The sequence below is a fragment of the Actinomyces israelii DSM 43320 genome (assembly GCF_000711965.1).
Taxonomy (GTDB): domain Bacteria; phylum Actinomycetota; class Actinomycetes; order Actinomycetales; family Actinomycetaceae; genus Actinomyces; species Actinomyces israelii.
The window spans coordinates 75,667-88,578 of the sequence record NZ_JONS01000017.1; the positions used below are offsets into that span (position 1 = coordinate 75,667).

General features: G+C 71.2%; 10 protein-coding genes and 1 pseudogene. 5 read left to right on the plus strand and 6 right to left on the minus strand.

Annotation, left to right across the window (positions count from 1 at the left end; all coding sequences use genetic code 11):
• Window positions 1-70 precede the first annotated feature (70 nt).
• The 5 genes from O145_RS07725 to O145_RS07745 all read left to right on the plus strand — a co-directional run bounded on the left by O145_RS07725 (window position 71) and on the right by O145_RS07745 (window position 5,382).
• Window positions 71-805 carry a DUF4191 family protein gene (locus O145_RS07725; protein WP_043561995.1) on the plus strand — a complete coding sequence of 245 codons (735 nt, stop codon included), beginning with the start codon at window positions 71-73 and terminating at the stop codon, window positions 803-805.
• Window positions 806-978: 173 nt separating this feature from the next.
• Window positions 979-2,403 (plus strand): type I glutamate--ammonia ligase, encoded by a 1,425-nt coding sequence (gene glnA, locus O145_RS07730; RefSeq protein WP_043561997.1) that lies wholly within the window; start codon window positions 979-981, stop codon window positions 2,401-2,403.
• A gap of 223 nt (window positions 2,404-2,626) precedes the next feature.
• A complete protein-coding gene (locus O145_RS07735; RefSeq protein WP_043561999.1) occupies window positions 2,627-3,571 on the plus strand; it encodes an ABC transporter substrate-binding protein in 945 nt (314 codons plus the stop codon).
• Window positions 3,572-3,574: 3 nt separating this feature from the next.
• Window positions 3,575-4,546, plus strand: a complete 972-nt coding sequence (locus tag O145_RS07740; protein ID WP_043562002.1) for an amino acid ABC transporter permease — start codon at window positions 3,575-3,577, stop codon at window positions 4,544-4,546.
• The gene (locus tag O145_RS07745) at window positions 4,543-5,382 is read left to right on the plus strand and encodes an amino acid ABC transporter ATP-binding protein (protein WP_084682455.1); all 840 of its coding nucleotides are present in this window, start codon (window positions 4,543-4,545) and stop codon (window positions 5,380-5,382) included. The genes O145_RS07740 and O145_RS07745 overlap by 4 nt, the downstream gene beginning before the upstream one ends.
• 335 nt (window positions 5,383-5,717) lie before the next feature.
• Here O145_RS07745 and O145_RS19565 read toward each other — a convergent pair whose 3' ends face one another.
• From O145_RS19565 to O145_RS19040, 6 genes and pseudogenes are all read right to left on the minus strand, one after another.
• Window positions 5,718-5,963: a transposase family protein gene (locus O145_RS19565; protein WP_267489920.1), complete on the minus strand. Its 246-nt coding sequence runs from the start codon at window positions 5,961-5,963 to the stop codon at window positions 5,718-5,720.
• A complete protein-coding gene (locus O145_RS19035; protein WP_229118425.1) occupies window positions 5,930-6,223 on the minus strand; it encodes a transposase family protein in 294 nt (97 codons plus the stop codon). Before O145_RS19035 ends, O145_RS19565 begins: the two co-directional genes overlap by 34 nt.
• 485 nt (window positions 6,224-6,708) lie before the next feature.
• The gene (locus O145_RS07760; RefSeq protein ID WP_043562006.1) at window positions 6,709-7,389 is read right to left on the minus strand and encodes a histidine phosphatase family protein; all 681 of its coding nucleotides are present in this window, start codon (window positions 7,387-7,389) and stop codon (window positions 6,709-6,711) included.
• Between the two features lie 65 nt (window positions 7,390-7,454).
• Window positions 7,455-11,048, minus strand: a complete 3,594-nt coding sequence (locus O145_RS07765) for a bifunctional [glutamine synthetase] adenylyltransferase/[glutamine synthetase]-adenylyl-L-tyrosine phosphorylase (protein ID WP_043562009.1) — start codon at window positions 11,046-11,048, stop codon at window positions 7,455-7,457.
• A gap of 15 nt (window positions 11,049-11,063) precedes the next feature.
• Window positions 11,064-12,398, minus strand: coding sequence for a glutamine synthetase family protein (locus O145_RS07770; RefSeq protein ID WP_043562013.1), 1,335 nt, complete (start codon window positions 12,396-12,398; stop codon window positions 11,064-11,066).
• 290 nt (window positions 12,399-12,688) lie between these two features.
• Window positions 12,689-12,912 (minus strand): annotated as a pseudogene (locus tag O145_RS19040) (hypothetical protein); the annotation flags it as partial.

Genomic DNA, 12,912 nt, shown 5'->3' on the forward strand with positions numbered 1-12,912 from the left:
AGGGTCGCAAACCCGTCTGATCGACCGTGGCCGTGCGGGAAGGGCGGGGCCGTCGGCTATGGTGGGGACTGTGAGCAACGCCCCCAGCGCCCGGCCGAAGAAGAAGCGCTTCCGCGAGCGCATCCTGAACGCCCTCCAGAACATCAAGGACTCCTACACGATCTCGCGCAGGACCTACCCGTGGATCGGGTGGGCCCTGCTGGGGACGGCCGTCCTGCTCGTCGCCCTGGCCGTGGCGCTCGCCCTGGCCACCGATCAGGCGGTCTGGTACTGGGTCCTCATAGCGCTGCTGCTGGCCCTCGTCGCGGACATGGCGCTCCTGTCGTGGACGGTGCGGCGCGCCTCCTACTCCCAGATCGAGGGCAAGCCGGGCGCCGCCAAGCTCGTGCTCGACCAGGTGCTCGGCCGCGGCTGGTACCTGGAGTCCGAGCCCGTGTACATCAACCCCAAGACGGAGGACGTCATCTGGCGCCTGGTGGGCCGTCCCGGGGTGGTGCTGGTGGCCGAGGGCCCCGGCGGCCGGCTGCAGCGGCCGATCGCCGACGAGCAGAGGGTCCTGCGCCGCATTCTGTCCACCGTGCCGGCGCACGTCATCAACGTCGGCATCGACGAGGGGCAGACGCGCCTGATCGACCTGTGGCCCACCATCCGCAAGCTGCCGACCAAGCCCACCAAGCTGACCGACACCGAGATCAGCCAGGTCTCCAAGCGCCTGTCCTCCCTGTCGTCCAAGGGCCTGCCCATCCCCAAGGGCATCGACCCGACCAAGATCCGCCCGGACCGGCGGGCCATGCGGGGCCGCTGAGCCGCCGTCGCCCGAAGCGGGCCGGCCCCGGCGCCGGAGCAGCGAAACAACCGGGACACACACGCGGCACGCCCGCGTCACGGCGCCCCCATAGGCTGCTGCCAGCCGCACACCGCGTCGCCGTCGTGCCCGAGCCGGCGCCCGAGGCGGACACCACCGATGAAGGAACACACATGTTCAAGGACGCGTCCGAGGCCCTCGCCTACATTGAGAAGGAGGGCGTCGCGCTCGTTGATGTCCGCTTCTGCGACCTGCCGGGCGTCATGCAGCACTTCACGATCCCGGCGGCCGCTTTCAAGGAGGACGCCCTGGCCGACGGCCTGATGTTCGACGGCTCCTCGATCCGCGGCTTCACCGCGATCCACGAGTCCGACATGAAGCTCGTGCCAGACGTGACGACCGCCTACCTCGACCCCTTCCGCGAGGAGAGGACCCTGATCGTCAACTTCTCGATCGTGGACCCGTTCACCGACGAGCGGTTCTCCCGCGACCCCCGCTCGATCGCGGCCAAGGCCGAGGACCACCTGCGGTCCACCGGCATCGCCGACACCTGCTACATCGGCGCCGAGGCCGAGTTCTACCTCTTCGACTCCATCGAGTACGAGACCACGCCCGGCTCCACCCGCTACGCCATCGACTCCGACGAGGCGGCCTGGAACACCGCCCGCAGCGAGGAGGGCGGCAACAAGGGCTACAAGACCGCCTTCAAGGGCGGCTACTTCCCCGTCCCCCCCTCCGACCAGATGGTCGACACCCGCAACGCCATGGTGCGCACCTGCCTGGAGGCCGGACTCGAGATCGAGCGGGCCCACCACGAGGTCGGCACCGCCGGGCAGCAGGAGATCAACTACCGCTTCGCCTCGCTGCTGGCCGCCGGCGACGACATGATGAAGTTCAAGTACATTGTGAAGAACGAGGCCTGGAGGGCGGGCAGGACCGCCACCTTCATGCCCAAGCCGATCTTCGGCGACAACGGCTCGGGCATGCACTGCCACCACTCGCTGTGGAAGGACGGCAGGCCGCTGTTCTTCGACGAGCGCGGCTACGGCCAGCTCTCCGACTGCGCCCGCTGGTACATCGGCGGCATCCTGGCGCACGCGCCCAGCCTGCTGGCCTTCACCAACCCGTCGGTGAACTCATTCCGCCGCCTGGTGCCGGGCTTCGAGGCCCCCGTCAACCTCGTCTACTCGGCCCGTAACCGCTCGGCCTGCATCCGTATCCCGGTCACCGGCACCTCACCGAGGGCCAAGCGCATCGAGTACCGCGTGCCCGACCCCTCGGCCAACCCGTACCTGTGCTTCTCGGCCGTCCTCATGGCGGGCATCGACGGCATCAGGGGGCGCATCGAGCCCCGCGAGCCCATCGACAAGGACCTCTACGAGCTGGCCCCTGAGGAGTACTACGACATCGATAAGCTGCCCTACTCCCTGGACCAGGCGCTCGACGCCCTGGAGGCCGACCACGACTACCTTACCGAGGGCGACGTCTTCACCCCCGACCTCATCGACACCTGGATCGACTACAAGCGGGACAACGAGATCGTCCCCATGCGGATGCGCCCGCACCCCTACGAGTTCGAGCTCTACTACGACCTGTGACGGGCTGACGGCGGCGGCGCACCGGCACCTGCGCCGAGGGCCCGTACGGTCGCCTCGACTGTCGGGACCCGTGCCGGCGCCGTCGTGCGAACCGCATGCGAGCACAACGTGCGCGATACCACCCCCCCGATGCGCATATCTATACTCATTCACGTATACCCTGTCGGTGCACCGGGACCGGCACCGCCGGCTCGCACATCCCGCCCACCCCCGAGGAGCCCCCATGAGGATCACCCGCGCACTGACCGCCGGCACCGCCGTCGGCCTGTGCCTCGCCCTGTCCGGCGCCCTGACCGGCTGCACCCACGCCGAGGACTGGAAGGCCATGCGCAACGACGGTGCATCCGCACCCGCCAAGGGCTACGACACCTCCGGGATCCAGCCGCAGGAGGACATCATCGCCATGCTCCCCGAGGGGGCGCTGGCCGACGGGGTCCTCGACATCGCCGCCGCCACCGACTACCCGCCGGCCGAGTTCCTCGACACCGGCGGCACCGCGATCGGCTACGACGTCGATCTGGCCAAGGCCATCGCGGCCGTCCTGGGGGTCACCTCCACCACCCACACCGCCGAGTTCGACTCGATCCTGGCGGCGGTGGGCACCAAGTACGACGCGGGCATCTCCTCCTTCACGGTCTCCGCCGAGCGCGAGGCCGCGATGGACATGATCGCCTACATCAATGTCGGCTCGCGCTTCGACGTGGTGTCCGGCAACCCCAAGGGTGTGGATCCCTCCGACCATCTCAACCTGTGCGGCCTGACAATCGGCGTCCAGACCGGCACGAGCCAGGAGGACGCCGTGCGGGAGGACTCCCGGGGGTGCACCAACGCCGGCCGGCCCGCCATCGCCGTGCGCTCCTACTCCACCCAGTCCGAGGCCACCACGGGCCTGGTGGGCGACGTCATCGACGCCGTCTACTCCGACTCGACCGTGGCCGGCTACTCCGTCGAGAACACCGGCGGGGCGGTGGAGACGGTCGGCGAGATCGAGGACGCCCTGCCCCAGGCCGTCGTCATGTCCAAGAGCAGCCCCGACCTCAACAGGGCGGTCCAGGCGGCTATCCAGTACCTCATGGACTCCGGCATCTGGAAAGACATCCTGGACGCCTGGGGGATTCAGGACGCAGCCCTGACCACCGCCGAGATGAACCCGAAAGTGGAGGAGTGAATCGTGCCCCCAGCACCCGCAGCCGACGACGCGCCCGTCCAGCTCAACCGCCTCAAGCCGGTCCCGCGCCCCGGGACCTGGATCAGCGCCACGATCGTCGCCGTCCTGGGCGCCATGCTCATCCACGCGCTGGTGACCAATGACAAGTTCCACTGGGACACGGTGTGGTTCTTCTTCCGCGAGGTCCGCGTCGTCCGCGCCGTCGGCTGGACCCTGCTGCTGACCTTCCTGGCCATGGCCATCGGCATCATCCTGGCTGTGACCACCGCCATTATGCGCCAGTCCTCCAACCCCGTCCTGCGCTGGGTGGCGGTGGGATACCTGTGGTTCTTCCGCGGCACGCCGATCTACACCCAGCTGGTGTTCTGGGGCGCCCTGTCCGCGCTCTACCAGTACCTGAGCCTGGGCGTGCCCTTCGGCCCCGAGCTGCTGACCTTCAAGACGACGTCGGTGTTCACGCCCTTCGTGGCCGCGACGCTCGGACTGGGCATCAACGAGGGCGCCTACCTGTCGGAGATCGTCCGCTCGGGCCTGGCCAGCGTCGATGCCGGCCAGGCGGAGGCCGCCGGGGCCCTGGGCATGAGCAAGGGCCAGATCCTGCGCCGCATCGTGCTGCCCCAGGCGATGCGGGTCATTGTCCCGCCCACCGGCAACGAGACGATCTCCATGCTCAAGACGACGTCCCTGGTCCTGGCGGTGCCTTTCACGCTGGACCTGACCTTCGTGACGAACTCCTACGCGTCGTTCACCTACCAGACGATCCCGCTGCTCATTGTCGCGGCCCTGTGGTACATCATCATCACCTCGATCCTCATGGTCGGCCAGCACTACCTGGAGCGCTACTACGGCAAGGGCTTCAGCGGCTCCGCACCGGCCTCCGGATCCAAGAACGGCCGCACGCTGTCCGACCGCCAGCAGGCGATCCTCGACTCGCACACCACCAAGGACAACCCCTTCCTGGAGGTCACCCCATGACGGCGCCCGACAAGCTCGACGCAGCCGGTCCCGGCGCAGAGGCCCCCGACCCGGCGGACGCGACGCCCAAGGTGCGCATACGCGGCCTGCACAAGTTCTTCGGCGAGATGCACGTCCTCAAGGGCATCGACATCACCGTCGCCTCGGGCTCGGTGACCGTGCTCGTGGGCCCCTCCGGCTCGGGAAAGTCGACCCTGCTGCGTTGCATCAACGAGCTGGAGTCCATCGACGCCGGCCGGGTGTGGGTCGACGGCGAACTCATGGGCATGCGGGAGGTCAGGCGCGCCGACGGCAGCGTCCGGCTGCACGCCCTGACCGACAAGCAGCGCGCCCGGCAGCGCGCCAAGATCGGCATGGTCTTCCAGCGCTTCAACCTCTTCCCGCACATGACGGCCTTGGGCAATGTCATGGAGGCGCCCGTCCAGGTCAAGAGGATCTCCAGGGCCGAGGCCCGCGAGCGGGCGATCCAGATGCTTGAGCGAGTGGGCCTGGCCGACCGGGTGGACCACTACCCCTCCCAGCTCTCGGGCGGACAGCAGCAGCGGGTGGCCATCGCCCGGGCCCTGGCCATGGACCCCGAGCTCATGCTCTTCGACGAGCCGACCAGCGCGCTCGACCCCGAGCTCGTCGGCGAGGTCCTCCGGGTCATGAGGGACCTGGCAGCCTCGGGCATGACAATGGTCGTGGTCACCCACGAGATGGGCTTCGCCCGCGAGGTCGGCGACCAGCTGATCTTCATGGACGGCGGCGTCATCCGCGAATCCGGCCTGCCCACCGAGGTGCTGGACAATCCCCGGGCCGAGCGGACCAAGGCCTTCCTGTCCTCCGTGCTGTGAGTGATCCGCCCGGGCGGCGCCGGCACCTCCCCGTACCCATTCTGCATCCCATTTCTGCAACCCGTGGAACCCATGGCTCTCCAGACAGGGCGGACGGAGCAGACGCTCGTCGTCGGCCTCGTGGCGAGCCAGGGTGACGAGCCCTTCGCGCCGCGCGCCGCAAGGCTCTCGCACCCCGCCTGCAGGCCTGAGCGCTCCAGGCCGAGCGAGATGTTGGGAGAGACTCGGTCGAAGCGCACCCCGGTCCTCAAGCAGCCCTCGCCCCGCCTCGCAACTACCGTCTCAAATTGCAAGAACCCGGTTGCATCTGGATCTGGCCGGGCCTGGGGGCTTATTCATAGGGTGTATGTGAATGTGATTCCGAGGATTGCTGTGAGGGTTTCCTCGAAGGTGTTGATGGGGCGGCGGTAGTCGGTGTGGAGGGCCCTCCAGGTCTTCAGGTTGGCGATGGTGCGCTCTGTCTTGCAGCGGGTCGTGCTGATGGGTCTGTTCCAGTCCTTGTCGGCCTTAGGCAGTGGCCGGCCCGGGGGCCTGCGTCTGGGGGTGATTACTCCCGGCCCGGCGCAGCCCCGGTCCCCGATGTGATGGGGCGCGCCCTGCCCGCGAGGACCTGGAGCAGGCCGCTGGTCCTGATGGCCGCGGTGTCGTGAACGCGTCCGGGCAGCGGGTCTGAGACCCACGCCAAGTGGCCGCTCAGGGTGCGGGCGACCTGGGCACTGAACCCGGTGGTGCGGTGCCTGCCCGGGTAGAGATCTGGGCGGTTCCTCCACGACCAGCAGGGAAGGAGCGTTCCGTCGATGATGAGCCGGGCGGCGGGGTCCAGGTCCTCCACCACCGGCACGCCCGCACCACTGGAGCGGATCGCCTGGCAGACACCGAGGACGAGCCCACGACTGACGGGCGTGCCAGCACTCCCCGTGGCGGCCTGCCTCTCAAGGTGTTTTCTGTGAGCACTCGAAGCTCTCTCAGGAACAGGCCACCACCTCCAGCGACACGCACCCCCTCAAACAGCCACAACAGGCCTATGAATAAGCCTCGATGTGACGCGCTCGCGGAGCTCACCCAGAGTAGTCCCAGGCACCCTGAGCCCGGAAGCCCCGACGTGGCGGTCCGGAGGACCTTCAACGACCTCGTTCCAGTGGCCCGCACTCAGTCGTCGCCTTCACCCCTGACCTCATCGACACCTGGATCGGCTACAAGCGGGACAACGAGATCCTCCCCACGCGGATGCGCCCGCACCCCTACGAGTTCGACTTCTGCCACAACCTGTGACAGGCCGCTGAGACGGCGGCGCGCCGGGCCGCCGAAGCCGCCTCCGCCGCAGCCTCACGCCGCGACGTCGGCCCGGTCCGGCGCTGTCGGCGCGCTCCACTCCCCCTCATTCCAGTCCACCAGGCTCCAGCCGCACTCCGGGTCGCCCTCCACGACGCTGATGCCCGTGTTGCGCATGGGGTGGTCGGCGATCCAGGCGGGATCCGCCCCGCCGCCCGGCGCGGCCGCCAGGGCGGTCCACAGGCGTAGGACGGTGCCGTGGGCGACCAGCAGGGCCGTCCCGTCTGCTCCGACGTCCGCCGCCGTCGCGCGCGCGATGCGGGCGACGGCGGCGTCGAACCGGGCGAAGGTGTCGGCGCCGTCCTCGGGGCTGCCGGGCAGGCGCGCGGCGGTGCGACCGATCATCCACGCCCGCGTCGTGTCCGTGTAGCACGCCACCGAACGCGCGTCCGTGCACATCTCCAGGTCGCCCGCGAGCACCTCGCGCAGCCCGGAGTCGATGTCCGCCGTCAGGCCCGTGGCGCCCTCCAGCGGTGCGATCGTCTGGCGCGCCCGGGCGATGGGCGAGGTCCACAGTGAGGAGATCTCGGCCAGCTGGTCGGTATCGAGCCGGTTCGGCAGCGAGGCCGCCTGGGTCAGGCCGGTGGCGTCCAGAGAGTTCCCGGGAAAAGCGGTGTCCAGGGCGCCCATGATATTGGCGATGGTCCGTCCGTGACGGACGAGAAGAAGCTTCACGGCTCCATCCTGCCAGGGAACACGTTATGTCTCCTGCGCAGAGCCCCAGGGGTGGTCACGGCCACTCACGACCACGGGTAGGGCCCGCCTCCGCGACGCGCGGCGGCCCGCCGGGGCCCGGTGGCGGGCCGCCCCGGCGTCGAAGGGCCCGTGGGAGTCTCGGCCGGCGAGGCGACCGCCGCGCTCGTCCGCCGTCCCCCGGCCGCGCTCGTCCGCCGTCCCCCGGCCGTGCCCGCCGCCCGGTCGCCCGCGCGGTCCCGACGCCCTGCGGCCTCCGCTCCGCTCCCAGCAACCTGGCGACAGCCACCGGCCTGCCGGTTCTGAGCCGCCCGGCCTGCGGACCCGGCGACGTCCGACCGGGGCTCACCGGCCCGCCCGAAGACGACCCGCTCAACGACCCGACGGGCGTGCCGGGCGCGCCGCCGGTAGAGGTCCTCCAGCTCGCGCTCCCGCCCCGGGGCCATGCCCACCAGGCGGCCGACCAGGCGGATCTCGCGCAGACCGTTGGGCAGGACCTCGATGCGCTCCCCGTGGTCCCGCCCGGTGCCCAGCACCGTCGCCGCCCGCACGCGCGAGGCCAGCAGCCAGGCGCCGCGCAGGTCGGCCTCCTCGGCCTCGGTGAGCAGGCCCGCCGAGCGTGCCGCGCTCAGGGCCGCGAGCGTCGACGTCGTGCGCAGCCCCGGTACTCGCGCCGCGTGCTGGAGCTGGAGGACCTGCGCCGCCCACTCGACGTCGGACAGGCCGCCGGGCCCGAGCTTGAGGTGGCGCGCGGGCGTCGTGCCGCGCGGGAGGCGCTCGGCCTCCATGCGCGCCTTGAGACGGCGGATCTCCCGCATGTCGTTGTCGTCCAGGCCGTCCGGGCTCCAGCGCAGGGGCGCCACGAGCTCCTCGAAGGCGCGCCCGAGCCCGGGGTCACCGGCGCAGGCCCGGGCCCGCAGGAGCGCCTGGCGCTCCCACACCGCCGACCACCGCTCGTAGTAGTCGGCGTACGAGCCCAGCGAGCGGCTCATCGGGCCCTGACGTCCCTCCGGACGCAGGTCCGCATCGACCTCGAAGGGGTGCGGCTGGGCCTGGGAGAGCAGGCGCACCACCCAGCGGGCGACCGCCTCGGCCTCGTCGGCGGCCGCGCGCGGGTCGGCACCGGGGCGGACATCGTGGACGAACAGGACGTCGGCGTCGGAGGCGTAGGCGGTCTCGGCCCCACCCAGGCGCCCCATGGCGATCACCGCGTGGCGGGCCAGCGCCCCGGGCCAGGTGCCGTCGGGCTCCGGTCCGGAGGCGAGCGCGGCGGCGCCGTCGCGCAGGGCGATGACCATGCCGGCGGCCAGGCTGAGCACCCCGTCGAGAACCGCGTCGGTGGTGTCGGTCAGGATGCCGGCGGTGCGCTCGGGGTCCACGCCGTCCAGGGAGTCCGCCAGCGCGGCGCGGACAAGCTCGCGGGTGCGCACGCTCATGACCGCGTGCACCGCCTCCGCCGCCTGGCGCTCCAGGCCCGGCTCGTCGTCGGCGGTCAGGACGCGTCGCCGCAGAAGACTGCGGACCTCCGAGCGCAGGACGGCGGGATCACGGGCGGCCAGCTCGCCGGCGTCGTCGAGCCAGGCGATCGACTCCGGCCTCTCGGCCAGGCGCTCGGTGGTCCACCGGGCGCCGGACAGGACGTGGCACAGGGACTGGGCGGCGGCCCGGGAGTCCCGCAGCATCGCCAGGTACCAGTGGGTGCCGCCGATCCGCTCCGACAGGAGCCGGAAGGACAGCAGGCCGTTGTCCGGGTCGGGGCCCCGGCCGAGCCAGCCGATCATGACGGGCAGGAGCTGGCGCTGGATCGCCGCGCGCCGGCTGACCCCCTCGGTCAGGGCGTGGATGTGGCGCAGGGCGCCGTCGGGGTCGAGGTAGCCCACCGCCTTGAGTCGCTCGCGCGCCGCCTGCGGGCTCAGTGCCATCTCGTCGGCGCTCAGCGTCGCCGCCACCGTGAGCAGCGGCCGGTAGTAGATCTCCTCGTGGAGGGCGCGCACGCGCCGGCGCACCGCGGTGAAGGTCGCCCACAGCGCCTCGGGCTCGCCCATGACGCGCCGGTCGATGCCCCGCCCCAGGCGGCGCAGGGCGTCCTCGCCGCGCGGCAGGTCGTGGGTGCGCTGGAGGCGGTAGAGCTGGCTGCGGTGCTCCAGCAGCCGCAGCAGCCGGTAGCAGGAGTCCAGCTCGGCGGCGTCGGAGCGTCCGACGTACCCGGCCGCCGACAGCTCGGCCAGGGCGCCGAGCGTGGAGCGCACGTGCAGGCGCGCGTCGCCGCGCCCGTGGACGAGCTGGAGGAGCTGGACGGTGAACTCCACGTCCCGCAGCCCGCCGGGACCGAGCTTGATGCGGCGGTCCTCCCGCCCGGCCCTGCCGGACTCGTTCTCCACGCGCCGGCGCATGGCCCGGGCGTCGTCCACGAAGTTCTCCCGGCTGCTGGCCCGCCACACGAAGGGGTCGACGGCGCGCGCGTAGGCGGCGCCGAGCCGGGCGTCCCCGGCGCAGGGGCGGGCCTTGAGCAGCGCCTGAAACTCCCAGGAGGATGCCCAGCGCTCGTAGTAGGTCACGTGCGACTCCAGGGTGCGCACCAGCGCCCCGTCCTTGCCCTCGGGACGCAGCGCCGTGTCCAGCGGCCACAGGGGCGGCTCCCGCCCGCTGGCCGAGGTGGTGCGGGCCAGCCCGACGGCGAGCTCGGTGCCCAGGCGCACCAGGTCGTCCTCGTCGACGGGCCGAACGGGTCCGGCGGCCCCCCCGGAGGCGGCAGGGTCGCCAGAGGGGGCAGCGGGGCCCACGACGTAGACGACGTCGACGTCGGAGACGTAGTTGAGCTCGCGCGCACCAGTCTTGCCCATGGCGACGACGGCGAGGGCCACGGCATCGGCACGGGGCCCGAGACCGGCGCGGGCGATGGTCAGACCCGCCTCCAGGGCGGCGTCGGCGAGCCTGGTCATGCGCTCGACGACCACGGGGATGTGGGCGAGCGGGTCGGAGCTGGTCAGGTCGTCGGCGGCGATGGCCAGGAGCCGGTCGCGGTAGGCCACGCGCATGGCGGCCGTGGCCGCCTCGATGCGCGCGCGGCGGTTCCCGCCGTCGTCGGCGCCGAGGACGGCTGCGACCGCCTCCGCCAGGACGGCGCCCACCGGCGCCTGCCCGGGGGCGTCGATGGCGTGGGCCGTCTCCAGGGCGGCCAGGCGGTCGGGGTGAGCGACCAGGAAGTCCCCCAGCGCGCGGGAGGAGCCCAGGACGGCCAGGAGCCTACGGCGGTGCTCATCGTGCGCCCGCGTCTCCCGCGCAGGGCCCTCGGCAGAGGTCTCGGGGCCGACGGGCCCGGCTCCCAGGGGGGCCAGGAGCGCCCGCAGCCCCTCGCCGTCGGGGACGACCGCGCAGGCCAGGCGCACCAGTGAGAGCAGCGCGAGGTCGGGGTCGGCGGTCTGGCGGATCTCCTCGACGAGCCGGGCCCGGACGGGGTCGAGCCCGCCGTCGCCCGAGGGCGGCTGCGAGACGGGGAGCAGGCGGCTCAGGGCCTCGTCGTGCAGGCAGGACTCGGCGCGGTCGAGCTCGGCGAATCCCGCGCGCGCCAGTCTTGAGCGCGGGCTCGTGCGCCGTCGGCCGAAGGGGGGCGAGGAGGTCTCGTTCCAGCGTCCGGTCATCACGTCGCCACTGGGTCAGACGCGCGGCGGGAAGAACTGGCTGAGCTCGAAGGCTGTGACCTGGGCGTCATAGGCCCGGTACTCGCGGCGCTTGTTGCGCATGAAGTACTCGAAGGCGTCCTCTCCCAGGGTGTCGGCCACCAGGTCGGAGTCGCTCATCGCGGCCACGGCCCGCTTGAGCGAGGTCGGCAGGGCGCCGATGCCCATGGCCCGGCGCTCGCCCTCGGTCAGCGCCCACACGTCGTCCTCGGTCTCCGAGGGCAGGTCGTAGCCCTCCTCGATCCCCTTCAGACCCGCCGCCAGAATGACGGCGTAGGCGAGGTAGGGGTTGGCCGAGGAGTCGATGCCGCGGTACTCCACGCGCACGGACTGGCCCTTGCCCGGCTTGTGCATGGGCACGCGCACCAGGGCCGAGCGGTTGTTGTGGCCCCAGCACACGTAGCTGGGGGCCTCGTCCCCGCCCCACATGCGCTTGTAGGAGTTGACGTGCTGGTTGGTCACCGCGCAGATCTCCGCCGCGTGGTGCAGGAGCCCGGCGATGAAGGAGCGGCCCGTGGCCGACAGCTGGTACTCGCCAGCGGGGTCGTAGAAGGCGTTGCGATCGCCCTCGAACAGGGAGAAGTGGGTGTGCATGCCCGAGCCGAACCGGTCGGCGAAGGGCTTGGGCATGAAGGTCGCCAGGCAGCCCTCCTGAAGGGCCACCTCCTCGACGACGGCGCGGAAGGTCATAATGTTGTCCGCCATGGACAGGGCGTCGGCGAAGCGCAGGTCGATCTCGTTCTGCCCGGGACCGCCCTCGTGGTGGGAGAACTCCACGGAGATGCCCATCTGCTCAAGCATGAGGATGGCCCGGCGCCGGAACTCGTGGGCGGTGCCGCCTGGCACGTGGTCGAAGTAGCCGGCGTCGTCGGTGGGGCGAATGCGCCCGTCGGGGTCCTGGTTGACGAGGTAGAACTCGATCTCGGGGTGGATGTAGCAGGTGAAGCCGGCCTCGGCGACCCGTGCCAGCTGGCGCTCCAGCACCGAGCGGGGGTCGGTTCGGGCCGGTTCGCCATCGGGGGTGAGCACGTCGCAGAACATGCGGGCGACCCCGCCCACGTCGTCGCGCCAGGGCAGCATCTGGAAGGTGGAGGGATCCGGGGCCAGCAGCATGTCGGACTCGAAGACCCGGGTGAGGCCCTCGATGGCCGAGCCGTCGAAGCCGATGCCCTCCTCGAAGGCGCCCTCGACCTCGGCCGGTGCGATGGCCACGGACTTCAGCCGCCCGGAGACGTCGGTGAACCACAGCCGGATGAAGCTGATGTCGCGCTCCTCGATGGCGCGGAGCACGTACTCCTGCTGCTTGTCCATGGTGCCTCCTGCGCGGGGGTGTACGACGGCGTTGCCCACTCTTTCACGAAAGCCTACTAAGGCCGATGGGTCCGGCAGGTTTCACACGCCTTTCCCCTTTGCGACAGAAGTGCGCCTGCTTAGCGGTGCGTGCTCAGCAGGTACTCCCCCTGCTCTGCCGGCAATCAGGCACTGACGTCTGGTCTACGTGCTGTGGCTCGTCGCCTGGCGCAGCCGTCGGAATCCGTTCCGCAGGATTGATGCCTGACATGGTCGCGCTCGGCCCCGACCGCTGGTGGTGTGTGCGTGTTTTAGAAGGGTGGGATGGTGTCGAGTAGTGGGGTCAGGCCGAGGGTGTGGAGGGCGGGGTGGTAGGGGGTGGTCTCGTAGTCGCCGGGGTTCTCGTTGGGGTGGGGGCCGTGGGTGGTGATGAGGGGGCTGGTGTGGTGGCCGAGGCCGAGGTCGCCGGGGGTGGTGTCTGGGCTGGTGTGGTTGGTGAGGCCTTTGTGGAGGCGGTCGAGGGTCTGGGGGGTGA

Bases quoted from the DNA above. Each gene is read 5' to 3' on its own strand.
- glnA (WP_043561997.1), top strand. From the start codon at position 979: ATGTTCAAGGACGCGTCCGAGGCCCTCGCCTACATTGAGAAGGAGGGC.
- O145_RS07735 (WP_043561999.1), top strand. From the start codon at position 2,627: ATGAGGATCACCCGCGCACTGACCGCCGGCACCGCCGTCGGCCTGTGC.
- O145_RS07745 (WP_084682455.1), top strand. From the start codon at position 4,543: ATGACGGCGCCCGACAAGCTCGACGCAGCCGGTCCCGGCGCAGAGGCC.
- O145_RS07765 (WP_043562009.1), bottom strand. From the start codon at position 11,048: ATGACCGGACGCTGGAACGAGACCTCCTCGCCCCCCTTCGGCCGACGG.
- O145_RS07770 (WP_043562013.1), bottom strand. From the start codon at position 12,398: ATGGACAAGCAGCAGGAGTACGTGCTCCGCGCCATCGAGGAGCGCGAC.